General features: G+C 63.6%; 19 protein-coding genes. 6 read left to right on the top strand and 13 right to left on the bottom strand.

Annotation, left to right across the window (positions count from 1 at the left end; genetic code table 11):
• Nucleotides 1-11: 11 nt before the first annotated feature.
• Complete coding sequence (locus AC1RJW_RS04635) at nt 12-233, bottom strand: hypothetical protein (protein WP_493043821.1); 222 nt, start codon at nt 231-233, stop codon at nt 12-14.
• A gap of 250 nt (nt 234-483) precedes the next feature.
• On the opposite strand from AC1RJW_RS04635, the gene AC1RJW_RS04630 reads away from it, so the two are divergent.
• Nucleotides 484-1095 (top strand): 1-acyl-sn-glycerol-3-phosphate acyltransferase, encoded by a 612-nt coding sequence (locus tag AC1RJW_RS04630; protein ID WP_493043819.1) that lies wholly within the window; start codon nt 484-486, stop codon nt 1093-1095.
• Here the strand turns inward: AC1RJW_RS04630 and AC1RJW_RS04625 are convergent.
• The 12 genes from AC1RJW_RS04625 to tssK form a co-directional block, all read right to left on the bottom strand.
• Nucleotides 1092-1652 (bottom strand): HupE/UreJ family protein, encoded by a 561-nt coding sequence (locus AC1RJW_RS04625; RefSeq protein ID WP_493043817.1) that lies wholly within the window; start codon nt 1650-1652, stop codon nt 1092-1094. The genes AC1RJW_RS04630 and AC1RJW_RS04625 overlap by 4 nt on opposite strands.
• Nucleotides 1649-2287: an urease accessory protein UreG gene (gene ureG, locus AC1RJW_RS04620; RefSeq protein ID WP_493043815.1), complete on the bottom strand. Its 639-nt coding sequence runs from the start codon at nt 2285-2287 to the stop codon at nt 1649-1651. The genes AC1RJW_RS04625 and ureG overlap by 4 nt, the downstream gene beginning before the upstream one ends.
• 23 nt (nt 2288-2310) lie before the next feature.
• Nucleotides 2311-2991 carry an urease accessory protein UreF gene (locus tag AC1RJW_RS04615; protein ID WP_493043813.1) on the bottom strand — a complete coding sequence of 227 codons (681 nt, stop codon included), beginning with the start codon at nt 2989-2991 and terminating at the stop codon, nt 2311-2313.
• On the bottom strand, nt 2991-3515 hold the full coding sequence (gene ureE / locus AC1RJW_RS04610; RefSeq protein WP_493043811.1) for an urease accessory protein UreE: 525 nt from the start codon (nt 3513-3515) through the stop codon (nt 2991-2993). The genes AC1RJW_RS04615 and ureE overlap by 1 nt, the downstream gene beginning before the upstream one ends.
• 12 nt (nt 3516-3527) lie before the next feature.
• A complete protein-coding gene (gene ureC, locus AC1RJW_RS04605) occupies nt 3528-5228 on the bottom strand; it encodes an urease subunit alpha (RefSeq protein WP_493043809.1) in 1701 nt (566 codons plus the stop codon).
• A gap of 1 nt (nt 5229) precedes the next feature.
• On the bottom strand, nt 5230-5559 hold the full coding sequence (locus tag AC1RJW_RS04600; protein WP_035819980.1) for an urease subunit beta: 330 nt from the start codon (nt 5557-5559) through the stop codon (nt 5230-5232).
• Between the two features lie 93 nt (nt 5560-5652).
• The gene (locus tag AC1RJW_RS04595; protein WP_034751936.1) at nt 5653-5955 is read right to left on the bottom strand and encodes an urease subunit gamma; all 303 of its coding nucleotides are present in this window, start codon (nt 5953-5955) and stop codon (nt 5653-5655) included.
• Nucleotides 5956-5969: 14 nt separating this feature from the next.
• Nucleotides 5970-6812 carry an urease accessory protein UreD gene (locus AC1RJW_RS04590; protein ID WP_493043806.1) on the bottom strand — a complete coding sequence of 281 codons (843 nt, stop codon included), beginning with the start codon at nt 6810-6812 and terminating at the stop codon, nt 5970-5972.
• A 154-nt stretch (nt 6813-6966) separates the two neighbouring features.
• Nucleotides 6967-9177: a two-component system response regulator gene (locus AC1RJW_RS04585; protein WP_493043804.1), complete on the bottom strand. Its 2211-nt coding sequence runs from the start codon at nt 9175-9177 to the stop codon at nt 6967-6969.
• Nucleotides 9178-9351: 174 nt separating this feature from the next.
• A complete protein-coding gene (locus AC1RJW_RS04580) occupies nt 9352-11517 on the bottom strand; it encodes a sensor histidine kinase (protein WP_493043802.1) in 2166 nt (721 codons plus the stop codon).
• Nucleotides 11514-14564, bottom strand: a complete 3051-nt coding sequence (locus tag AC1RJW_RS04575; protein ID WP_493043800.1) for an ATP-binding protein — start codon at nt 14562-14564, stop codon at nt 11514-11516. Before AC1RJW_RS04575 ends, AC1RJW_RS04580 begins: the two co-directional genes overlap by 4 nt.
• Nucleotides 14565-14729: 165 nt before the next feature.
• The gene (gene tssK, locus AC1RJW_RS04570) at nt 14730-16076 is read right to left on the bottom strand and encodes a type VI secretion system baseplate subunit TssK (protein ID WP_493043798.1); all 1347 of its coding nucleotides are present in this window, start codon (nt 16074-16076) and stop codon (nt 14730-14732) included.
• Nucleotides 16077-16251: 175 nt separating this feature from the next.
• Here tssK and tssF point away from each other — a divergent pair, with 175 nt between their 5' ends.
• From tssF to AC1RJW_RS04545, 5 genes are read left to right on the top strand one after another with little or no spacing between them, the layout of a single operon-like run.
• A complete protein-coding gene (gene tssF, locus AC1RJW_RS04565; protein WP_493043796.1) occupies nt 16252-18057 on the top strand; it encodes a type VI secretion system baseplate subunit TssF in 1806 nt (601 codons plus the stop codon).
• Entirely contained in the window at nt 18021-19046 is a 1026-nt protein-coding gene (tssG, locus tag AC1RJW_RS04560) for a type VI secretion system baseplate subunit TssG (RefSeq protein WP_493043794.1), read from the top strand. The genes tssF and tssG overlap by 37 nt, the downstream gene beginning before the upstream one ends.
• Nucleotides 19047-19075: 29 nt before the next feature.
• Nucleotides 19076-19330: a PAAR domain-containing protein gene (locus AC1RJW_RS04555; protein ID WP_070289305.1), complete on the top strand. Its 255-nt coding sequence runs from the start codon at nt 19076-19078 to the stop codon at nt 19328-19330.
• A 12-nt stretch (nt 19331-19342) separates the two neighbouring features.
• On the top strand, nt 19343-21937 hold the full coding sequence (locus AC1RJW_RS04550; RefSeq protein ID WP_493043791.1) for a type VI secretion system Vgr family protein: 2595 nt from the start codon (nt 19343-19345) through the stop codon (nt 21935-21937).
• Nucleotides 21934-23391 (top strand): esterase/lipase family protein, encoded by a 1458-nt coding sequence (locus AC1RJW_RS04545; RefSeq protein WP_493043789.1) that lies wholly within the window; start codon nt 21934-21936, stop codon nt 23389-23391. The genes AC1RJW_RS04550 and AC1RJW_RS04545 overlap by 4 nt, the downstream gene beginning before the upstream one ends.
• The last annotated feature ends 237 nt before the right edge of the window (nt 23392-23628 follow it).

The raw sequence follows: 23628 nt of genomic DNA, 5'->3' as shown, positions 1-23628 counted from the left end.
TTCCCTGCCCCTCAGCGCCATCGGCGCCGGGCCGGCCGGGCCGGACGGCGCGCCTGCACGCTGCTGAAGACGCGGCGTATCACCTCGGCCGGCACGGCGTGCTCGCGCAAATAGGCGGTCGCCACTGTCCGGCCCAGGGCGTGATGAAACGCCACGCCACGCTCGACGAGCTCGGCCATTATTTTGTCCGTTCGGACATTGTTTCCATGTACATCATCGACACTGTTTTTCATGCCATGGCTCCATAGCGGGTGGATCAACCTTGCATCAAGTTTTGACCACATTATGCGCATTTAGTGCCCGACACGGAGGCAAACCATCGTTAAAATAGCAGCAGCAACCGCCCCGACACCGCATGAATAGCGGCCTCGGCTGCTTGTCGCCATCGCCAGCCCCGTATAGAATGCCTGCGCAGAATTTTTGCTTCACGGAAAATGGCCACCAGCGCCATCCCATTAAGAACAGTGTCACTGAAGGGTATCAATGGACGATTTATTTGTACAAGCGGGCGACTTGCCGACCTGGCACCAGCGCTGCGCGCTGCGCGTGCTGCACCTGTTCGGCTGGCGCATGCGCTTCCGTCCCCTGCCGGGGCCGCGCGGCATCGCCGTCGTCTACCCGCACACGTCCAACTGGGATTTCATGGTCGGCCTGTTCGGCAAATGGGCGCTGTCCTTGCCGTTCCGCTGGCTGGCCAAGGATTCGCTGTTCCGCGGCCCCATGGGCAAGGTGCTGCGCTACCTGGGCGGCGAACCGGTCGACCGCAGCACCACCAGCGGCACGATTCAGCGCCAGGCCGAGCGCATGCTGGCGGCCGACTGGTACTGGCTGGCCATCACGCCGGAAGCGACGCGCAGCTACCGCCCGAACTGGAAAAGCGGCTTTTATCACCTGGCCGTCGCCGCCAAGGTACCGTTGTTGCTGGTCTACATCGACTACCCGAACAAGGTGCTGGGCGTGGTCGACCACTTATACTTGACGGGCGACAAGGACGCCGACATGGCCGCGATTGCCGCCGTGTATGCGGGCCACCAGGGTTTACATCCTGAAAAGGCGGCGCCCATCGTGCTGTCCGAGCGCCGCCCCGGCGCTTAATTCATTCCCATCAGCACCACGCCGGCAGCCGTCAAGGCCACGCCGGCCAGGCGCAGCACGCGCTCGGCCAGCACCTGGCCGGTGAAACGTCCCGCACACAGCAAGGCCGCCGAGGCCAGCATGAAGCCGCACGCGGCCGAGGCGGCCGGCAATTCCTGGCCATGCGCATTGCCATGCGCCAGCGCAAACATACCCACGAGCAACATGCCGAGCCAGTTCGGCAAGGCCAGCGCCAGCGCGATGGCCAGTCCCACCAGGGCCACCGTGGCGGCGATGCCCGTTTCCAGCCCCTGCATCGTCAAGCCCGCCATGCCGGCCAGCGCGCCGAACAGCATCATGCCGAGGAAAGTGGCGGGCTGGCCCCAGCCGCGGCGCTGCTGGCCGCCCCAGATGCCTACGCCCAGCATGGCCAGCAAATGGTCGATGCCCGTGAACGGATGGGCGAAGCCGGCCAGGAAGCCCACGCTGTCGCCATGACCGGGGTGGGCCATGGCGGGCACGGCCAGCAGGCACAGGGCCGCCACGGCGGCCGTTTTTGTCATCAGTCTTGCGCTCATTGCAGCTCCTTGCCGGGTTGATCGAGCAAACCTTGCTCGCGGATAAAATCGATCACGGCCTGCACGCCGTCGCCGCTGCGCAGGTTGGTGAAAACGAAGGGACGCTCGCCGCGCATGCGCCTGGCATCCTGCGCCATCACGTCGAGGTTGGCGCCCACATACGGCGCCAGATCCGTCTTGTTGATAATAAGCAAATCCGAGCGCGTGATGCCGGGTCCGCCCTTGCGCGGTATTTTTTCGCCGCCGGCCACGTCGATCACGTAGATCGTCAGGTCCGACAGTTCCGGGCTGAAGGTGGCGGCCAAATTGTCCCCGCCCGATTCGACCAGGATCAGGTCGAGATCGGGAAAATCGGCCTGCATGCGCGCGATCGCTTCCAGGTTGATCGAGGCATCTTCGCGGATGGCCGTGTGCGGGCAGCCGCCCGTCTCCACCCCCATCAGGCGCTCGGCCGGCAAGGCGTCGGCACGCAGCAGGATTTCCATGTCTTCCTTGGTGTAGATGTCGTTCGTGATGACGGCCATGTCGTAGCGCTCGCGCATGCCCTTGCACAGCATTTCGCACAGGGCCGTCTTGCCCGAGCCGACGGGGCCACCGATGCCTACGCGCAGGGGATTTGAGGTAATCGATGTCATGTTGTAGTCTCTCGTTGTAGTATTCAGGAACGGTACAGGCGGCTGTACTGCACTTCGTGGCGCATCGACAGCAGCGACAGGCCCGGTGCCCAGTTGCCCATCTCGTCGTCTTGCAAGGTTTGCGCCGCGAGGGCCGCCGCTTCCAGGTCCGGCCGCAGCGACAGCAGCAAACGCTGGCCCGCCACCTGCCCCAGCGGCACGGATTTCACGCAGACGAGCACCTGGTTTTCCGCCCAGGCAAACAGCATGGCCAGCAGCGCTTCCTCGCGCGGGATCGCCAGCGCCGCCACGGCGCAGGCATACGCCGTGGGCAGCGCCACCTCCGGCTCGCCCTGCAGCATGTCGATCAGCACGCCGTCGGCCACGCCCAGCTCGGCCAGCAGCTTGGTCAGTGAATAGCCCATCTGGATGGTCTCGGCGCGAAATTCCGCCGTGTCGCGCGAAGCGATGAAACGCTCGCTCCAGCGCTGCACGGCGCCCAGGTCCTGCGCTGCAAACGCCTGCATCAAGCGCCAGCACAGGGGCGCTTCCCAGCGCGCCACCACCTGCGCCAGATGCTGCGCAATCCAGTCGCGCGCCGTGGCCGCATCCGTCACCAGGCCCGATTCCAGCGCCGCTTCCAGTCCCTGCGAATAGCTGTACGCGCCGATCGGCAAGGCCGGGCTGGCGAACTGCAGCAGATGCAGCAGGGCCGAGGCCTGCATCAGGCGGCGCCCGGCGCATCGCCGGGACGGTGGATTTTCTGCCGCAGCGGCACGGGCGCCAGCAAGTGCTGGCCGTGGCCGTCGTGGTGGCCGTGACCGCCGCCATACGCGCCCGCTTCCGGCTCGAACGGCGCGCTTTCTTCCGTCACGGTCGCCTGCAAGCCTTCCAGCATTTCCTTGAGCACCACGTCCTTGCGGATGCGCAAAAAGCCGTCGCCCACCTGTGCCTGCGTGTGGCGGTTCCCCAGGTGAAAGGCGCAGCGCAGCAGGGTGTGCGCATCCGCGCAGCGCACAAGATAGGTCGGTTCGCGCGCGGCGACAATCCGCACCACCTGCCCTTCCGGCCCCGTCATGCGCTCGCCGTCGCGCAGCACCGTGCCGCGCACGGTGAACACGGCCACCTCGTCGCCATTCGACAGCACGGCGCGCAGCCGGCATTTTTCGCGCTGGTCATAGGGCAGCACCAGTTGCGCAAACGGCGCGCGGTCATCGTCGGGACCCAATTTGGTATGCAAAGTGAGCATGATGTCTCCCCCTTAAAATAGAAAATAGCGCTGCGCCATGGGCAGCACGGACGCCGCCTCGCACACGAGCAGCTGGCCGTCGGCGCGCACGGCGTAGGTTTCCGGGTCCACTTCCATGTGCGGCGTGGCGCCGTTGTGGATCATGTCAGCCTTGCGCAAGCCGCGCATATTCTTCACGGCGATGACGGATTTATTCAGTTTGAGCTGATGCCCGATATCGAGGTCGTAGGCCGCCTGCGAGACAAAGGTAAACGATTTTTTCAGGCCGCCGCCGAAGGCGCCGAACATCATGCGGTAATGCACGGGCTGCGGCGTGGGAATCGAGGCGTTCGGGTCGCCCATCTGCGCGGCCGCGATCATGCCGCCCTTTAAGATCATCGATGGCTTGACGCCGAAGAAGGCCGGCTTCCACAGCACGATATCGGCGATCTTGCCCGCCTCGATGGAGCCCACCACGTGCGATATCCCGTGCGTGATGGCCGGGTTGATCGTGTACTTGGCGATGTAGCGCTTGGCGCGGAAATTGTCGCTGCGCGCCGTGTCGGGCGCCAGCGCGCCCCGCTGCACCTTCATCTTGTGCGCCGTCTGCCAGGTGCGCATGATCACCTCGCCCACGCGGCCCATGGCTTGCGAATCGGACGACATCATGGAAATGGCGCCGATATCGTGCAGGATATCTTCCGCGGCGATGGTTTCGCGGCGGATGCGCGACTCGGCAAAGGCCACGTCTTCGGCAATCGCCGGGTCCAGGTGGTGGCACACCATCAGCATGTCCAGGTGCTCGTCGAGCGTGTTGACGGTGAACGGGCGCGTGGGGTTGGTCGAAGACGGCAGCACGTTGGCCTGTCCCACGGCGGCGATGATGTCGGGCGCATGGCCGCCGCCCGCCCCTTCCGTATGAAACGTGTGGATGGTGCGGTCCTTGAAGGCGGCCAGCGTATGTTCGAGGAAGCCGCCCTCGTTGAGGGTATCGCTGTGCAGCGCCACCTGGATATCCATGCGGTCGGCGACGGACAGGCAATTGTCGATGGCGGCCGGCGTGCTGCCCCAGTCTTCATGCAGTTTCAGGCCGATGGCGCCCGCGCGCACCTGCTCTTCCAGCGGCAGCGGCAGGCTGACGTTACCTTTACCCATGAAGCCCAGGTTCATCGGGAAGGCGTCGGCGGCCGCCAGCATGGCGTGCAAGTGCCACGGTCCCGGCGTGCAGGTGGTGGCAGCCGTGCCCACGGCCGGCCCCGTGCCGCCGCCCAGCATGGTGGTCACGCCGCTCATCAGCGCTTCCTCGATCTGCTGCGGGCAGATGAAGTGGATGTGCGTGTCGACGCCGCCGGCCGTGACGATCATGCCTTCGCCGGCGATGATTTCCGTGGCGCCGCCGATGGCGAGCGTGACGCCGGGCTGGATGTCCGGGTTGCCCGCCTTGCCGATGCCGAAGATCAGGCCGTTTTTCAGGCCGATGTCCGCCTTCACGATGCCCCAGTGGTCGAGGATGACGGCATTCGTGATGACGGTATCCATCACCTCGGCCGCGCAGCGCTGCGACTGGCCCATGCCGTCGCGGATCACCTTGCCGCCGCCGAATTTCACCTCTTCGCCGTAGATCGCATAGTCATGCTCGATCTCGATGAACAGTTCCGTGTCGGCCAGGCGGATGCGGTCGCCCTTGGTGGGGCCGAACATCTCGGCATACGCGCTGCGGGGAATGCTGGCCATCTCAATCCTTTCCCGGTGGTGTGTCTTGCAATTCGCCCATCACTGCGCCATTGAAGCCGTAGACCTTGCGTTCGCCCGCCAGCGCCACCAGTTCCACCGTGCGCTGCTGGCCCGGTTCGAAGCGCACGGCGGTGCCGGCCGTGATATTGAGGCGCATGCCGTAGGCGCGCCAGCGCTCGAAGGCCAGTGCCGGATTGACTTCAAAAAAGTGGAAGTGCGAGCCGACCTGGATAGGCCGGTCGCCGCGGTTGGCCACCACCACGGTGGCCGTGGCGCGCCCCGCATTCAAGCTGATTTCGCCTTCTTCCAATTGGTATTCGCCTGGGGTCATGCGGGCCTCCTTCAAAGATCGCGTTACGCTTGCCGGCGGGTGGCCGGCGCCAAAACAGCCCTGGCGCGGGTGGCGCCCTGGCCAGTCAAAGAACTACGGTATCGGGTGGTGCACGGTCACCAGCTTGCTGCCGTCGGGGAAGGTCGCTTCCACCTGGATGTCGGGGATCATCTCGGCGATGCCGTCCATGACGTCCGCGCGCGAAAGTATCTTCGTGCCGTCCGACATGAGCTGCGCCACCGACTTGCCGTCGCGTGCGCCTTCCATGATGGCGGCGCTGATCAGGGCCACCGCTTCCGGATAATTGAGCTTCAAGCCGCGCGCCAGGCGCCGTTCGGCCAGCAGCGCGGCCGTAAAAATGAGCAGCTTGTCTTTTTCGCGGGGAGTCAGGTCCATGGTTTTCCTTGTGTTCAAGTGTTCCAGATGCGGGGCACGACGGCGTCGCGCCCCAGCATGGCGGGACGCAGCAACTGCCAGGCGGCCAGCATGACGCGGCGCGCCGCCTCGCTGTCGCCGCACAGCAGGCGCACCGCCACCAGCGCTTTCATCTGCGTGGCGCCAAACATGGCGCCGGCAGGGACATTGATCTCGCGCAAAGCGGCCAGCACGGCGGGGGAAACGGGCATGCCGACGGCGATCAGGGTGGCGCATACTGTGTGGCCCCCCAAGCCCAGGGGGCTGGCCATCAGGGCGCCGCCGGCGGCCAGCACGCCCTGCTCCCACCACAGCAGCTTGCCGCCGCGGCGGATCTGCACCTGCTGGCTGATGCTGCCCGTGTTGAACATTTCGCCCGCGGCGCTGCGGCCCAGGCAGACGATGTCGCAGCCGATGTAGCCGGCGTCCGGCGCCAGTTCCACTTCATGGCGCAGGCGCACGCAGGCCTGGTCGAAGAAGATGCTCTCCTGCGGCAGCCACTCGATGGCGGCGCCGCTGCCCGCGCGCAGCACGATGTGCTGGCCCGAGACGTGGCCATTCGCGCGGTACCATTTGGCGGCGCCCGGCGACGTGAGCAAGGCGTGCGCGCCCTCGCCCGCCGTGGCGTCGACGGCCAGCTGGTCGCCGCCCACCACGCCGCCGGGCGGATGGATGATGATGGCGTGGCAGACGCCACCGCCTTCCGGATACAAAGGCTTTTGCACGCGCAGGGGGCCGCTGTGCGTGCGCTCGACGAGGCGGCTGACGCCATCGTGCAGCGCGAAGCCCAGGCGCAGCTGCGCCTGCCAGGCGCCGTGCGCGCTGGCTGGTGTAGGCATGACTGGATGGCTGCTGTCTGGCATGCGGGGCAATCGCGTAAATAAGCGATTACCTAAGCAGGATATGTGCCAGCGTCAGGGGATGGAAAAGTGAGAATCGCGCACCGCGCTGCAGCGGACGCACCGGCATGGTGCATCGGCCGCACCGCGGCGCTTATGCCTGGGCCATGGCCAGGGTGCGCCGTTCGCGCAGCAAGGCCGTAAACGGTGCGGCCGCCAGGGGACGGCTGAAATAATAGCCCTGCATTTCATCGCAGCCGTGTTCCGTCAGGAAGTCGACCTGCTCGCGCGTTTCCACGCCCTCGGCGATGACGCGCATGTCGAGGTTGTGCGCCAGCGAGATGACGGAGCGGGCGATGGCCGCATCGCTGCTGCTGGTGGTGACGTCGTCGACGAAGGATTTGTCGATCTTCAGCACGTCGATGGGAAAGCGCTTCAGGTAGCCCAGGCTGGAATAGCCGGTGCCGAAGTCGTCGAGCGAAATGCCCACGCCGATGTCCTTCAGGCGCGTGAGGGCCGCCACCGCCTTGTCCGGGTCGCCCATCACCGTGCTTTCCGTGATCTCGATGCCCAGGCAGGCGGGCGCGATGCCGTACTTGCGCAGGGCCGCCTCGACGAACGGCACCGTGCGGTCCTGCGCGAACTGCTTGCCGGACAGGTTGACGGCCACCTTGATGCTGCCCAGGCCCGCGTCGTGCCACACGCGGATCTGCGCGCAGACGCTTTCGAGCACCCACTCGCCGATGGCCGTGATGGAACCGTATTCCTCGGCCAGCGCGATGAACAGGCCGGGCGGCACCTTGCCCAGCACAGGGTTGTTCCAGCGCAATAACGCTTCAGCGCCCAGCATGGCGCCCGTGCGCAGGCACATCTGCGGCTGGTAGTGCACCTCGAATTCATCGCGGCCGATGGCGCCGCGCAGCTGCTGCTGCATGGCCAGGCGGGCGCGGATATCGCTGCCCATGCGCTCCGTGAAGAAGGCGTAATGGTCGCGCCCCATTTCCTTGGCGCGCACCAGGGCTGTGTCGGCATGGCGCAGCACGTCGTCGAGGCTGTCGCCGTCGGCCGGGCACAGGGCGATGCCGATGCTGGTCGTCAGCGCCAGGCGCTCGCCATCGACGCTGAGCTCTTCGCGCAAGCCGGCCAGGATGGTTTGCGCCAGCGCAAGCGTGCGGCCCAGCAGGACATCGTCCTGCAGCAGGATCTGGAATTCGTCGCCGCCCTGGCGCACCACCGTGTCGCCCTCGCGCACGCAGCCGGACAGGAAACGCGCCACCACCTGCAGCGCCTTGTCGCCCACGGCCTGGCCGTGCGAATCGTTGATGTTCTTGAAGCGGTCCAGGTCCAGGCACATCAGCACCACCTGCTGGCCGTCGCGCACGGCGTTCGCGCGCGCCTGCTCGAAGCGCTCGCGCAGCAGCACGCGGTTCGGCAAGCCCGTCAGCGCGTCGTGGTAGGAGAGGAAATCGATCAGATGCTGCTCGGCCTTGCGCTCGCTGATGTCGAGGAAGACGCCGATGTAGTTGACGACGGCGCCGTCCGGGCCGTGCACGGTGGAGGCGCTGAGCAGGCAGGGATAGGTGTCGCCGCTCTTGCGCCGCGTCTGCACCTCGCCCGACCAGCAGCCGCTGCTGCGCAAGCCCTGGCGCAGGGCCAGCAGCACCGCTTCGCCCGTGTATTCGGCATGCAGGCGCATGATGTCCGTGCCCACCACTTCCTGCGCCGCATAGCCGGTGATGCGGGTAAAGGCGGGATTGGCCGTGACGATGACGCCGGCCGGATCGGTGATCAGGATGGCGTCCTGGGTCGCTTCGAAGACCTGGCCCGACAGGCGCAGCAATTCTTCATTGGCGCGGCGGATCTGCACTTCGCGCGCCAGGGTGCTGGCCACCTGCTCCAGTTCGGCCGTGCGTTCGGCCACGCGCCGCTCCAGGTTGGCGCGCTCCTGCGCCAGCTGCAGCTGCGCCCGCGCCAGGCGCACGTGCGCATCGGTACGGGCCAGGATTTCCTCCGCCTGGAAGGGCTTGGCGATGAAATCGACGGCACCCAGCGCAAAGCCGCGCACCTTGTCGTCCGTATCGTACTGGGCCGACAGGAAGATCACCGGCACCTGGCACAGGGACGGTATTTCCTTCAGGCGGCGGCACACTTCAAAGCCGTCGAGGCCCGGCATGCGCACGTCGAGCAGGATCAGCTCCGGCGGGCGCGCCTGGGCCGTCCACAGGGCCAGTTCACCGTTCGGCGCCTGGCGCACCGCGTAGCCGGCGCCGCCCAGCAAATCGCTCAACAGCTTCAGCGAAGCCGGCGTATCTTCAACGATCAGTACTTCGCCCTTCGAATTCACTTCCGAAAAATCGCGGTGCATGTAGCAGTTCTCTCAGCTTTGGATGAGGCGCGGCGGTCCGTTGCCGCGCTGGACAAGACATTTCTTTGCGATGAACTACGTACTATCATCATAATCTTTATTGCAATTTAGCACCATCCATCGGCCCTACTTAGTCCGTCTTTTCAGCGAAACCGATGTTGTCAGCCCACACTTTTACGTGTGCGCCAGCGCCCCCTCATTCTCCAGCAAGTCGCACAGCTGGCGGTACTGATGCTGGTCAAGCATGGCTTGCAGCGGCGCCAGCACGGGCGCTGCCGCCGGCGGCAAGGCGCCCAGCAGCAGGGCTACCCTGGCCAGGTTCAATTCACGCAGCGCCACCAGCAAGGCGGCGCGCTCTTCCCGGGCCAGCAGCAGCAAGTCTTGCGCCCGCAGTGCCGGCGGCGCCTCGGGCGTCTCCGGTACCGGCAGCGGCACGGGCGCCTGCACGGGCGCCTCGGCCGCCTGCGCGGGGATGCAGAAACGGAAGGTGGCACCCTGCCCGGGCGTCGACTCCAGCGTCAGTTCGCCTTTCATCAGCTGCACGAATTCGCGCGAGATGGCCAGGCCCAGGCCCGTGCCATCCTTCGGTCCCGCGCTGTCGGCCTGCACGAAGGGCTCGAAGATGCGCTGCTGGTCTTCCGGGGCGATGCCGATGCCCGTGTCGCTGACGGCGAACGACAGCATCCATTCATCGCCGGCGCGCGGCGCGCCGCGCACGCGCAAGGTCACCTCGCCGCCGCCGGCGAACTTGACGGCGTTCGACATCAGATTCAGCAGCACCTGGCGCAGGCGCGTCGCGTCGAGCAGCACGGCCGCCGGCAGGTCCGCGCAATCGAGGCGCAGGGCCAGCCCCTGCTGCTCGGCGCGCATGCCCAGCATGTCCATCACTTCCTGCAGCAGGGGCGCCAGCGCCACCACGGCCGTCTGCGCCTGCAGGCGCCCCGCCTCGCCCTTCGACAGTTCGAGGATTTCATTGATCAACGTCAATAAATGATTGCCGGAACGGTGGATGATGGCCAGGTTGCGCTTTTCATCGTCCTGCATGTTGGGCGAGGCGGCCATCAGGCGCGAAAAGCCGATCACGGAATTGAGGGGCGTGCGCAGTTCATGGCTCATGTTGGCCAGGAAGGTGCTCTTGGCGCGGTTCGCCGCCTGCGCCTGGCTGACGGCCACCGACAGGGCGCTCGTGCGCTCGGCCACCAGTTCTTCCAGGTGATGGCGGTGGCGCAGCAGTTCCAGTTCCGCCTCGCGGTGCGCCGTGATGTCGTAGTTCGAGCCCACCAGGCGCATGGGCCGGCCCTGCCCGTCGCGGAAGATCACGGCATCGGCCTTGATGTAGCGGATGGCGCCATCGGGCCACAGGATGCGGTACTCGTGCGTAAACGCCTGGCCGGCGCCCAGCGCGGCGCGCAGGGCCTCCTTGGCGGCCGGCACGTCGTCCGGCATCAGCGCCGCGCGCCAGATCGCCGCCGGCGCCATGCCGCTGCCAGGATCGGCCTTGAACTGCGCATACATCTGCTCATCCCACTGCAAGGCATCGCTGCGGACGTTCCAGTCCCAGATGCCGATGCTGGCCGCGCCGGTGGCCATCTGCACGCGCTCCTCGCTGCGCTGCAGGGCGCGGTAGCGGCTGTCGAGCAGCGCCACCATGTCGCGGATGGAGCGGTACAAGGTGCGCAGCTCGCCCAGGAACCACGCTTTCGGCGGCGTGCCGAACGCTTCGCCCTGCCCTGCCTGGATGCCGGCCGCATACTGGCCGATGGCTTTCAAGGGCTTGAGCATCAGACACCACATGAGCAGCCAGATGCTGGCCACCAGGATCACGTCGAGCGCCACGATCATGGCGCCGATGCCCAGCGCGCGCTGGCGCAGCTGCGCGTGCAGCAGGGCCGGCGTCGCATACACGGCAACGCTGCCGATGACCTGTCCGCCCATCGTCACGGGGCGCCGCTGCACCAGCCAGCCGGGTTCCGCGGACAGCGAGGAAAAGCTGCCGATGGTGCCGGACGCAGTGCGGCGCAGCACCAGCGCTTCCTTGCCGATGCCCGGCGTGAGGGAGCTGGCCACCAGGTCGCGCTTGCCCAGCATGCTGCGCATGATGGCCTGCATCTGCTTTTCATCGAGATTCCACAATGGCAGTTCGATGGCCACGGCCAGCTGGTCCGCGCTCACGGACAGGCTGCGCTGCAGCTGCTGCCAGCGCTGCTCGCGTTCGGACTGGTAAAACAGCACGGCAAACACCAGCAGCAGCGCGGTGACGACAAAGGTCAGCGCCACGCTGACGGCCAGCACGATGGACACGCCGCCCAGGCGCGCGCCCTTGGATGCGTGCAAAGTCATGCGTCTTCGCCCTGCGGCTCGCTGGCCGGCTGCGCCAGCAAGGCGCACAGCGGCTGGTACTGGTGCTGTTCCAGCATGGCGGCGATGTGCGCGGTCAGCTGCGGCAGGCTGGTCGCCACGCCGGCCAGCACGATGGCGCTGCGCCGCAAATCGAGGGCTTGCACGGATTCGAGCAGCGCCTGCCGCTCGGCCCCGCCCAGCTGGCCCAGCGCCTGTTGCAGATCGAAGGCGGCGGCCGGCACGCGCGGCGCCGGGGCGGCAGCGCGCTGGAAGCGCAGGCCCAGCTGCTGCTCCAGCATGGCGTACAGGTGTTCCTGCTCGATCGGCTTGCGCAGGAAGCCGTCGGCGCCGGCCGCCAGCGCCTCCTGCTTTTCCTCCTCGAAGGCGGAAGCGGTCATGATCACCAGGCGCGGCTGCACCAGCGCCGGCTGCGCGCGCAGCCAGCGCGTCAGCGCCAGGCCGTCCAGGTCCGGCATGCGCCAGTCGCTGAGCACCATGTCGTAGCGCTGCGCCGCCAGCATGGCTTGCGCCTGCACACCGCCCGCTGCCTCGTGCAGCTGGAAGCCCAGCGGCGCCAGCAAACCGGCCAGCAGCTTGCGGCAATTGTCGTCATCGTCGACCAGCAGCACCATGCGCCCGCGCTGGGACGGCGGCAGGCGCGCCACGCGGCCCGGCGCCAGCGCCGCGATGGCCGGCTGCTGCAGCAGCGGCGCGTGCAGCGCGAAACTGAAGCGGGAACCGGCGCCCAAGGTCGATTCGACGCGCAGCTCGCCGCCCATCAGGCGCACGAATTCGCGCGAAATGGTCAGCCCCAGTCCCGTGCCGGCCTGCGCCACGGCGCTGTCGGCCTGCACGAACGGTTCAAAGATGCGTTCCAGGTCCTCTTCCGCGATGCCGCTGCCCGTATCGCGCACGGCAAACACCAGCGCGACTTGCCCATCGTCGCCCGCCTGGCAGGCCAGCGACAGGGTCACGCTGCCCTGCTCGATGAACTTGAGCGCGTTCGACAGCAAATTGAGCAGCACCTGGCGCAGCTTGGCGCCGTCGAGGCGCACCAGCGGCGGCACGCCGGAACGCTCGAGCCGCAGCGCGATGCCCTGGTCGCCCGAACGCATGCGCACCATCTCGAGCACCTCGTCGAGCAAGCCATTCAAGTCCACGGGCCCCGCCTGCAGCTGCATGCGGCCCGCCTCGATTTTCGACAGTTCCAGGATATCGTTGATCAAGGTCAACAAGTGGTGGCCGGCGCGGTTGATGATGGCCAGGTTATGCTTTTCTTCCTCGAACATGCTGCTCGAGTCGGCCATCATCTGCGAAAAGCCGATCACGGAATTGAGGGGCGTGCGCAATTCGTGGCTCATGTTGGCAAGAAAAACGCTTTTCGCGCGGTTCGCCGATTCGGCCTCGGTGACGGCCACCGACAGCGCCGCCGTGCGCTGCTGCACCAGTTCTTCCAGGTGATCGCGGTAGCCGAGCAATTCCTGCTCGCTTTGCTTGCGCTCGGAAATGTCGACGATGCCGCTGCGTACCAGGCGCCGCCCTTCCATCGGCAAGCGCACCAGCCGCACCTCGCAGGGAAAAATGCTGCCGTCGGCGCGCCGCACATGGCGCTCGACCAGGATGGGTTCGCCCAGCATGGCGCGGCGCAGATGCTCTTCCACCATCAGGCCCAAAGGCAGGCCGTCGGGCTGCTCCGTGCTGTACAGGTCGAACGGCCCGCGCGCCAGCAGCGCTTCGCGCGACATGCCCAGCATGCGCTGCGCGCTGCTGTTGGCGTCGATGAAGCGGTCCTGGTCCAGGTCATACACGACGATGGCCTCGGGCGCATGCTCGACCAGGATGCGGAAGCGCTGTTCGCTCTCGCGCGCCTCGCGCTCGGCACGGCGCAAACGCCGCCGCTGCAGCAGCAAGGCGCTCAGCAAGCCGGCCATGACGATGAAGACGCCACCCGCCAGCAGTACTGCGGCGCGGTGTTCGTGCCACAGCTGCGGCGGGCGGTTGAAGAACAGGGTGTGCGGCGGCAGCTGGCTGATGTCGGCATCCCAGCGCTGCAGCTGCTCCCAGTCGTACATCGGCACCGGACGGACCGGCGGCAGCAAGGCGCCCGGCGCGGCAGGCGCCTTGCCGTCCAGCACGACCAGCGACATCTGCGCCACCTGCTGCGCGGCCCGTTCGATGTGCAGGATGGAGCCGCCCAGGATGCCCTTGCCGACCGTCGCGTTATACATGCCGAAGGACGGCACATTGGCCAGCCGCGCCAGCTGCACGGAAAACTGCACGGGCGTGGCGATGTTGCCGTCCACGTCGCGGTTGACATTGCCCGCCACCAGCAGCGTATTGGCGGGCAAATGCGCCACCGCCGCGCGCATCTGCTCCAGGGACAGGTTGTCGAGATACCGCATGGCCACCTTGCCCTGCCACGCCAGCGCCGCCTGCTGCATGCTGCGCTTCAAGGCCTGGTCGGCCTCGCTGGTGCCGACGGCCATGACGATGGTTTTGGTCTCCGGGAACAGCGCCATGGCTTGCGCCAGGGTGCCGGGAAAATCGACATTCGCCTTTTGCTGCCAGATGGAAGCCGGGCTGCCGGCCGGCAAGGCCTTGCCCGAGGTGTTAATCGCCAGCACGGGCACGCCGCGCGCCAGCGGCGCCAGGTCCGACAGCAAGAAATCGAGCGCCGGCTGCTGCATCGCGATGATCAGGTCCGCCTTGCGCCCCATCATCTGGGTGTATCTTAAAAGCAACAAATCACGCATCTCATTGCGCAGCGCCGGGTCGCCCTGGGTATTCAGGTTCAGGTGCTCGACCATGATGTCTTCGCTGGCCAGGCCCGCGGCGGCCATGGCGGCCACATAGGTGCGCGTGTACGATTCCACGCCGGCGCGGCCGTAATCGTAGGCGTTGAGGAACAGCACGCGCTGCCCCTGGTGGGCCGGCGTCGCGGCCTGAACGGCGGCAGGCGCCGCGGCGGCACAGAACGCCAGCAGCAATGCGCGGCCGCAGCGGCGCACCGCTGCCCCGCCCATCCCGCCGCCTGGCACTTCACGCATCACTCGCCATGCCCATGCTCACCCTCGCCTGTCACCATGTTTCAACCATGCGCCGACGATTCAGCCACCGACACTTACAAAAACATGATAACGTCAACTGCGGGGGCAAGTCTATTGCTTAGGGCAATCATTTGTCACTACACCCGCTCGCAAAGCCCACCATCGTTACGCGGCGGTGCCGCTGATACCGAACAATTCCAGCTTCAGCCCTTTTATGCCAGACGGCACATAGATCGCAATCGCCTGTGCCTTGATCATGCTGTCATAAATACTGCCCTTGCTTTCGATCGAAAAGTAATACGTATTGGGCCGCACCGGCACCTCGGCGGGAACCTGCGCCATATGGCGCAATTCGGCTCCCGGCAGCGCTCTGCCCAGTAGCAGTTCAATATTGTCCGGAGATGAAATCTTGAACTGCAACGGCACCGTGGCGACCAGTTCCAGCGCCGGCATATCGGCATTTACCGCAAGACAGAGTTCGGTCTGACGATCGATGCGCGTGGCATCGAGCAAACCGTGATAGTGGGTGTTTTGTTGCGCGTCGTTCGATAGCGCGATCGGGAAGTAACGCGACAGGAGCACAGTATCGATCAGGTCGCGAATGATGCCATCGAGCTTGCCGAAACCGGGAGCCGCGTCATCGTGACAATAAGACGGCAAGTCGCTCAGCGTGTATTTCTTCGAAAACGTCATCAATCCACCGGCCAATGCCATCAATTTTTCAAACAAATGCACGGGATGGTGGCGCCGGTAACTGGCGCAATGACTGAGCGTGGCGCTGGCCGCGCTCAAGGTATGGAGCATCCAGAACGAGGAAACATCCCCGCCATGAAATTCCACCATATTGTTACCGGGTTGACGATGGCGGCTGTACAGCGCCTCAATTTTCGCGCCCATGCGGTCGATCAGCGAATCGAGCATTTTCTGCAGCGAAGACTCGGCACTGATGGTCAGGCTTGGCGGAATGAAGGAGGCATCGATTTCAAAGCCGCCGTTGCCAGCGCGGTACAAACGGATCAGCGGGATGGCAAGGTAATCATGCAGAGGGTCCAGTTGGGACAGCAGATACACGCGTTTCTTCAGGTAGGCCACGTCTATGCTGACTGCCTCGCTGTACAGATCCGGTGTTTCGATATCCGCCTGGACATAGCGAGCGCCGGCAGAATGCAAATTGCCGCCATGTGCCTGCAGCGCAGGCAGCGCGGCATAAAAAGTAAAACCATGTTCGCTCGAAGGCAGCTTGGACAGGTCAACCGCACTGGGCAATACATCGCCCAGCGGCGCTTCAAACAGTTCGCCATCCTGAAAGACGAGCGACATGGCATCCGCCCGCAGGCTATTGTTGGCCAGTGCATCCATATTCCAGCTGACGCCATGCACGCCCCATAAATGTGGATTGATTAATGAAGCCAGACGCTGCAGGCGCGCTTCATGGTAGCGGTCCAGCTGCTGGAATTGCTGGGGACCGATGGCCAGGCCTTCGGACCAAAGTAATTTGGATGGCAATGTCATTGCGTTCTCCATGTTAACCGTCGGAATCTTTCTGCCTTGCCAGTCTGATGTTGCCAGCGTGGGAGTCCTTGATGTTGCGCAGCAAGCTTGCTCAATTATTTGCGCAAACGCAATTTACCCTTGAGCAAACGCTCGGATACTGGCCATTCCACCGCCAGGACACAGGAAAAGAGAGATGGAGGACTTGCTGCCGTATTTCGAACGCGAGCTGGTGATGCTGCGGCGACATTGCCGTGAGTTCTCCGAACGCTATCCGAGAATCGCCGGCAAATTGCACATGTCCGGCGAGTCGTGCGAAGACCCGCACGTGGAACATTTGATCGAATCGGTGGCCATGCTGGCGGCACGTATTTCAAAACGGCTCGATGACGACTATCCGCAATTTACCGAAGCCTTGTTCGAAGCCCTGTTCCCGCATTATCTGCGTCCATTCCCGTCTTGCAGCATCGTGTGCCAGTCCGCCCCGGCGGCTGGCGCGGGCGTATTGCACCTGCCGGCCGGCAGTGAAATGGACGCTACGCCTGTACGTGGCGTGCGCTGCCGCTTCAAGACGGTCTACGACATGACGACCGGTGCATCGGTACTGGACAGCGCGGTTTTCGATGCGATGATCAAGGCGCCGCAAGGCGTACGCCTGCCAGCATCAGTCAGCTGCTCGCTGAACATCGGCATCCGGCATCTCGATGCGGCGCCCGCATCGCTGCGCGTTTTCATCGATGGCGAAGCTTCTTTTTCCGCTGCATTGCGCGATGCCTTGTTCATGCAGACAGTCTGCGCTTTTGTGTCGACCGACGCGGTGCAATGGATGGCATTGCCCGCCGTGCCCTTGACGCCCGTCGGCTTCGCCGACACGGATGCATTGATACCTTTCGGCGCCCGTTCGCAGCCGGCATACCGCATCCTGAGCGAGTATTTTGCGTATCCGGAAAAATTCAATTTCTTTGACATCGATATCGCGGCGCTGGGCACCGCCCTGCCGTCCGGCAGCCAGCGCCTTACCCTGCATCTGTGCATGGCCGGTTTGCGGCCCGATTCCCCTAGGGCGCGCATGTTGTCCAGCATTTCCAGCGACAACTTAAGACTGGGCTGCAGTCCGGCAGTCAATCTCTTCCGCCAGGAAGGCGTGCCGATCTCCGTCACCCGGCAGAAAACCGACTATTCCGTGCTGGCCCATGCTACCCATGCGCATGGCTACGAAGTCGTCACTGTCGACGCGGTGCGTTTGCTGCGCCAATGCGGCAGCGAAAGCACGCTGACCGAATTTCGCCCGCTGTACAGCCTGCGCCATGGCGAGGGTACGTCTCAACAGGGCCATTACTGGGTCATGCGCCACGATACGGCTTTGGCCATCAAAAGTCCTGGCCACGAAAAGAAAATCACGCTGGTCGACAGCGATTTCAATCCCCTGATCCATGAAAAGGCCAGCCTGTCGCTGTCGCTGACATGCAGCAACCGCGATCTCCCGCTATCGCTCAAATACGGCCAGCCGCAAGGAGACCTGCAGCCATGCGCTGGCGGCCCCATGCTGCGATTGCTGCGGCGCCCCAGCCGGCCGCGACGCTTTTCGCCGGGCGCGGGCCTGCACTGGCGCCTGATTTCGCATCTGGCGCTGAATCATCACGCGCTGGTCCAGGAGGGTCTGCCGGCGCTGCGCGAAATGCTGACACTGTATGACCTGTCCCAATCGGCCACCTCGCAGCGCCAGATCGGCGGCATCGTCGCACTGGCGCACTCGCCGACCACGACATGGCTGCGGCACCGGCGCGGCACCTCTCTGGCGCATGGCGTGGAGGTGCGGATCACGCTTGACGAGGAAGCCTTTATTGGCAGCGGCATGCACCTGTTTGTGCAGGTGATCGATCACTTCCTCGGGCTGTATGTACAAATCAACAGTTTCATCGAACTGGTGGTGCTGTCACTGCAAAGCGGAGAGGAGCTGATCCGATGCAAACCAAGAAGCGGATTGCAGAGTCTGGTGTAATCCACCACTTGCTCGCCGAACCTTACCGCTATCAGTTCGTGCAGGCGGTGCATATTCTGCTGTGCTGGCTACGTCGGCAGAACGTGTCCCATGCGCAAGCCTTCAGCCAGGTGCTGCGCTTCAAGAACAGCTTGTCGCTGAGCTTTCCAGCCAGTGAAATCGAGCGACTCTCGCTCGACGAGCATGAACAACTGATCCTGATACCAACTTTCATGCGGTTTCTGGGCGTCGGCGGCACTTTGCCCTTGCACCACTCGGAACGCATCGCCGCCTACCGCTTGTCGGGCAAGGACGCTGGCGTCTCGGCCTTCCTCGATATCTTTTCGCACCGCATGCTCACGCTGTATTACGAGGCGTGTGAAAAGTATCGGCTGGAATCCATGCTCCAGACCCAGGCAAGAGATGCGCAACTGCCTTTGTTGACGGCACTGGCCGGTGTGCAGCGCAATGCGCTGCCGTCGAGCGCTGAACCTGATGCCGTGACGCAGGACGTCGCGGCCTGGTACGCGGGTCTGCTGCGCTGCCGCCCCGTCTCCGCGCAAGCAATTGCCCCCGTGCTGGCCGAATACTGTGGCGTACCAGTCGCCCTGCAACAATTTGTCGGGGGCTGGGACTATCTGGAAAAAAACCGGCGCAGCCTGCTGGGCAGTGCCAACTTCACCCTGGCGCGCGGCGCAACGCTTGGCCTGCGGCTGTGGCGTCAGGACATGCGCATCTGCCTGCATATCGGCCCGCTGGATCCCGCCGGCCTGCAACGCTTCCTGCCGCGCAGTGCAGGTGCGGCGGCTTTGGCAAAGATGCTGGCGCTGTTTGGCGTACCGGATTTGCAATATGAAGTGCGGCTGATACTGAGTCCGCCATGCATCAGGCCCCTGCTCCTGAGCGCCAGCCCTTCAGACAGGCGGCGCCTGGGCTGGACGACGTTCTTGCAGACGCCACAAGGCAAGGTACGCGGCGCCGAGGTGCGCTATTTGCTGCAGCTGGACTGAACAGTTCATCCCTGGAAAGCGAGGCTAGCATGAAACATGCGGGACGCGGCGTCATCCGGCTCGGAGACGCGACCGATCACGGCGGCAAGGTCACCAGCGCATCGTCGGGCAGCACCGTGATGGGAAAGACGGCGGCGCTGGCCGATGACACAACCTTCTGCCCCAAGTGCAAGGGCAGCTTTCCCATCACGCCGGACGGCGCCGGCGCAAAACACATGGGCAAGCCGTACGCCTATGACGGCGATGCCACCGCCTGCGGCGCCCGCCTGATCACATCGCTATAAGGGAGGCAGGACATGCATGCAAGCATCCAGGCGGCCCTATCGGCCTTCGACCTCGCCGCGCAAGAGCGGCGCCTGCTGAAGATCGAATTCCCCCATGCAGATGGACCGGCAGGCGCCATCCTGCTGGTCAATTCGCTGACCGCCAGGGAAGAGGTGTCGCGCGACTTCCGTTTCGAAGCCGAGCTGCTGTCGGACGACGCGCACATCGCGCTCAAGGCCATGATGGGCCGCATGGTGACCATTTCCATGGTGCGCGACGATGGCACGCTGCGCCACTTTAACGGCTATGTGGGCGAATTCTGCCTGCTGCGCGCCGACGGCGGCTTCGCCTGGTACGGGATGGTGCTGCAACCTTGGCTGGCCTTTGCCCGGCTGCGCCAGGACAACGTCTCCTTTCATGGCCAAAGCGTCATGCAGCTGACCGAAACAACGTTTGCGCACTACGGGCAGCGCGACTGGAAAACCAGCATCCATGGCGACGATCCACAGATCACCTGCGCCAACCAGCACAATGAAACCGACTACAACCACCTGCACCGGCGCTGGGAAGCGCTCGGCTGGCATTACTGGTACGAGCACCGTGCCGATGGCCATACCTTGTGGCTCGCGGACAACAGCACCCTGGCGGACATGATCGCCACGGCATCCGGCGACGGCGCCATGCGCTTTCACTCCGAATCGGGCTCCCTGGCAGACGATGGCCTGCAGCAATGGCAAGCCATACGCCGGATCGGCTCCGGACAGCTGACCTTGGCCAGTTTCGACTATAAGAATCCGCAGCCACGCCTTGCCAGCGGCTACTCCCTGAATCGCCAGGGCGATGTCTTTGCCCACGAGTTGCATGAAGATACGGGCGCCTATGGCTATAGGAATATCGATGACGGGGAATCCCTGGCACAGCGCCGCATGGAAGAAAACGACCATCTGCGCCAGTATTTCGAGGCGGCAGGCAATCACCGCGGCGCGCAGCCCGGCCTTTGTTTCCGGCTCGATGGCCATTTCAGCGCCGAGGAAAAGCGCTATCAGCCTGGCCAGGAACGCCCGGACAGTATTGCCGAACGCGAGTACCTGATCCTGTCAGTGGTGCATAGCGCCAGCAATAACTATCAGGCGGGCCCCAGCGCGCCATCGGATTATGCGAACACGCTGGTGTGCGTGCGGCGGGACATCCGCTGGCGACCCGGGCGCGGCTACAACAGCACACCGTGCGTGGTTGCCGGCGTGCAGACGGCCCTGGTGGTCGGGCCGGCCGGGGAAGAAATCCATACCGATGCCCTGGGACGCATCCGCCTGCAATTTCACTGGGACCGCCTGGGCAAATTCGATGAGCGCAGCTCGCCATGGATACGGGTCATGATGCCGATGGCGGGACCGCAAATGGGACAGATCACCTTGCCCCGCGTGGGCCAGGAAGTGGTCGTGCAATTTCAGGATGGCAATATCGACCACCCCATCGTCATCGGCGTCGTCTACAACAGCGCCAATCCGCCGCCGTGGCAACTGCCGCAGCAGCGCGCCCTGTCCGGCGTGCGCAGCCGCGAACTTGGCGCCCGCAGCGCCAACCACCTGGTACTCGACGATACCAAGGGGGCGATCCAGGCACAGCTGCGCAGCGAGCACCAGGACAGCCGGCTTTCATTGGGCAACATCACGCGCATCGACGACAATGCCGGCCGCACGGAAGCGCGCGGCGCGGGCTTTGAATTGGCCAGCAACGCCTGGGGCGCCCTGCGCGCTGCCAAAGGCATGCTGATCACCACAGAAACACCGGCAGGAACGGGATCGGTCAAACAGCTCGACGAAACGCAGTCCCGCCTGGCGCAGGCACGCCAACTGCATGAGGGACTGGCCGGCATGGCCGTCGACGCAGGCGCGCAGGACAGTACCGCACAACAGGGCTCCGTGGCAGACGCCATCCAGCGGCAAAACACCGCCATCAAGGGCAGCGGCGGCGATTTCCCGGAATTATCGGAACCACATCTGCTGCTGGCCAGCCCGGCCGGCATCGAACTGAGCACTGCCCAGTCCATCCACCTGGCCGCCAGCGAGCACGTGGCGCTCACCAGCAGCAAGCATATTTCACTCGCCAGCGGCGACAGCATGTTTGCCAGCATCGCCAAAACCTTCAGCCTGTTCGTGCACAAGGCCGGCATGAAACTGATCGCCGCCAGCGGCAAGGTGGCCATCCAGGCCCAGAGCGACGAGGTGGAAATCATCGCCCGGAAAGTGCTGTCGCTGATCAGCGAAGCGGACTGGGTCAACATCAAGGGCAAGAAAGGCGTACGCCTGCATGGCGCCAGCCACATGCTGGAAATCAGCGACAAGGTGCAGTTCTTCACCTCCTCCCCCGTGCTCTTCAACGGCAACCTGGAAACCCTGGCGCCGAAGAGCGTGTCGCAGGAATTTAATGAGAGGCCACACAGCAGTTTTGATCAGGAAGTGTTGCTGGTGAATGCCGACGATACGCCGGCTGTTGGCCTTGCTTTTGAAATCCTGCGTGATGACGGCAACATGGCCGGCAAAAGCGCGGAAGACGGTTCCACGCAACTACAAAAATCCACGGGCATGGACAGCTACATCATTCGCTATAAGGGAGAACTGCCATGAGCAAATGTGAGGACTTGAATAACCGCGGCAATCATCCTGCCAAGTTTAGTCAGGGCGTGGGAGGGTGGGCGGAACTCGCTGTTTCGATGACGGAAACAAAAGATACTGTTCGGCATGACGTCACCGTGCCGCCAGGCAAAGTCATTCCTGTCATTTTCCTGCCAGGCGTGATGGGTAGCAATCTAAGGATGAGCAAGGTTCGCCAAGAAGAATTGCGCCGTCCAGACAATCGGGCTTGGCGACCAGACGATATGATGGGTGCGGGAGGCAAGACGGCGGTCCTCACAGGCAACGGCTTGGGTGGCTGGTTCAAAGATGCATCGCCACGGCAGCGTCAATTGGTGTTTGATCCCACAGAAACCGAAGTCGAGTATTACCACTATACCGAGAGCAATAGCCGCTTCGATCCAGATGGTGCGGAAACCAAAGCTGCAGATGCACGGCATCAAAATGTGCCAGATAGTCTTTTCCCCATCCCACCCTTGATTGGATCCTTTGGGATATCTCCAGGAACGGGACCATTGCAAGCTCAAGCACGCGCCCGTCAAAGTCCCGCCCAAATAGCACGCTGGCGCGGGTGGAGTGAGGTGCTTTTCGACGGCGCATACGGAACCATGTTGCGCACCACAGAGCAGCATCTCAACAATATGATTTCCAACGGAGAAGTACATCCGTTCTGGCACAGGAGAAGTGGCCTTGGTGCCATGCTAATGCAAGACCCAACAGCTTTTGGTGCGTCATCTGGCAAGGCCATTAATGTCAACGACTTGAAGAAAATTTCGCCCTGTTGGTATCCCGTGCACGCGATGGGCTACAACTTCATAAAGAGCAATGGTGAATCTGCTATCACCATTGCAGAGAGAATACGCGGCCTAGTCAAAGGCTACAAAAAACGCGGATTCAAATGTAGTGAAGTCATTCTCGTCACGCACAGCATGGGTGGTTTGCTGGCCAGGGCGTTGATACACCCCTGCTATGGAAATATGCTTGACGATAAGGATGTGAAAATCCTCGGCATTTATCACAACGTGATGCCGACCATTGGCGCCGCAGGAGCGTATAAACGAATGCGTTTTGGCTTTCAGGAAAGAGAAGGTTCAATAGCAGAAATAGAAGCCAGCATTCTAGGTATCGACGGTATACATGCCACGGCCATTCTAGCAAATGCACCAGCGCCACTGGAAATGTTGCCAGGTGCGGCATATGGCCAGCATTGGCTGAAAATTGTAGATGCACAGGATAAAGTTTTATGGAGCTGGCCTCGCGACAAAGCCACTGCACTGGAGAGCATTTACCTTCAGCCACCCACTGCATGGTGGCGACTAATCAATCCAAACTGGGTAAATCCGGCACGCATATCATCCGATAATGGAGGCGGCTTAGAAATGGCAATGAACCGATTAAAATTAGCCGCAGAATTTCTATCATCCATAGAAAAAAACGTTTCACCCTAACACTTATGCAAGCTATTGCGCATCGAGGAATTTCTTAAGTTATGGTGATGTCGTATTTAAATTAATTGACGGTCTTCGCAGCGGCTCTAACGATCCATGGAATAAATTTGAGCCGCTACCTGAAAAATGGAAATTACTTGAAGATAATGCAAAGGGACAACTCCTGGTCCAAGCCGGAGGGAAACGCTTAAAATTGCAGCTACAGCCAGCTAGTGCACGCGGTGACGGAACCGTACC

This window comes from Janthinobacterium sp. GW822-FHT07A03 (assembly GCF_058798815.1).
The sequence above is the reverse complement of the archived record's forward strand: the minus strand, read 5'-3'. Positions and strand labels throughout refer to the sequence as shown.

Coding starts and splice junctions, on each gene's coding strand:
- AC1RJW_RS04635 (WP_493043821.1), bottom strand. CDS start 233: ATGAAAAACAGTGTCGATGATGTACATGGAAACAATGTCCGAACGGAC.
- AC1RJW_RS04630 (WP_493043819.1), top strand. CDS start 484: ATGGACGATTTATTTGTACAAGCGGGCGACTTGCCGACCTGGCACCAG.
- AC1RJW_RS04625 (WP_493043817.1), bottom strand. CDS start 1,652: ATGAGCGCAAGACTGATGACAAAAACGGCCGCCGTGGCGGCCCTGTGC.
- ureG (WP_493043815.1), bottom strand. CDS start 2,287: ATGACATCGATTACCTCAAATCCCCTGCGCGTAGGCATCGGTGGCCCC.
- AC1RJW_RS04615 (WP_493043813.1), bottom strand. CDS start 2,991: ATGCAGGCCTCGGCCCTGCTGCATCTGCTGCAGTTCGCCAGCCCGGCC.
- ureE (WP_493043811.1), bottom strand. CDS start 3,515: ATGCTCACTTTGCATACCAAATTGGGTCCCGACGATGACCGCGCGCCG.
- ureC (WP_493043809.1), bottom strand. CDS start 5,228: ATGGCCAGCATTCCCCGCAGCGCGTATGCCGAGATGTTCGGCCCCACC.
- AC1RJW_RS04600 (WP_035819980.1), bottom strand. CDS start 5,559: ATGACCCCAGGCGAATACCAATTGGAAGAAGGCGAAATCAGCTTGAAT.
- AC1RJW_RS04595 (WP_034751936.1), bottom strand. CDS start 5,955: ATGGACCTGACTCCCCGCGAAAAAGACAAGCTGCTCATTTTTACGGCC.
- AC1RJW_RS04590 (WP_493043806.1), bottom strand. CDS start 6,812: ATGCCTACACCAGCCAGCGCGCACGGCGCCTGGCAGGCGCAGCTGCGC.
- AC1RJW_RS04585 (WP_493043804.1), bottom strand. CDS start 9,177: ATGCACCGCGATTTTTCGGAAGTGAATTCGAAGGGCGAAGTACTGATC.
- AC1RJW_RS04580 (WP_493043802.1), bottom strand. CDS start 11,517: ATGACTTTGCACGCATCCAAGGGCGCGCGCCTGGGCGGCGTGTCCATC.
- AC1RJW_RS04575 (WP_493043800.1), bottom strand. CDS start 14,564: ATGCGTGAAGTGCCAGGCGGCGGGATGGGCGGGGCAGCGGTGCGCCGC.
- tssK (WP_493043798.1), bottom strand. CDS start 16,076: ATGACATTGCCATCCAAATTACTTTGGTCCGAAGGCCTGGCCATCGGT.
- tssF (WP_493043796.1), top strand. CDS start 16,252: ATGGAGGACTTGCTGCCGTATTTCGAACGCGAGCTGGTGATGCTGCGG.
- tssG (WP_493043794.1), top strand. CDS start 18,021: ATGCAAACCAAGAAGCGGATTGCAGAGTCTGGTGTAATCCACCACTTG.
- AC1RJW_RS04555 (WP_070289305.1), top strand. CDS start 19,076: ATGAAACATGCGGGACGCGGCGTCATCCGGCTCGGAGACGCGACCGAT.
- AC1RJW_RS04550 (WP_493043791.1), top strand. CDS start 19,343: ATGCATGCAAGCATCCAGGCGGCCCTATCGGCCTTCGACCTCGCCGCG.
- AC1RJW_RS04545 (WP_493043789.1), top strand. CDS start 21,934: ATGAGCAAATGTGAGGACTTGAATAACCGCGGCAATCATCCTGCCAAG.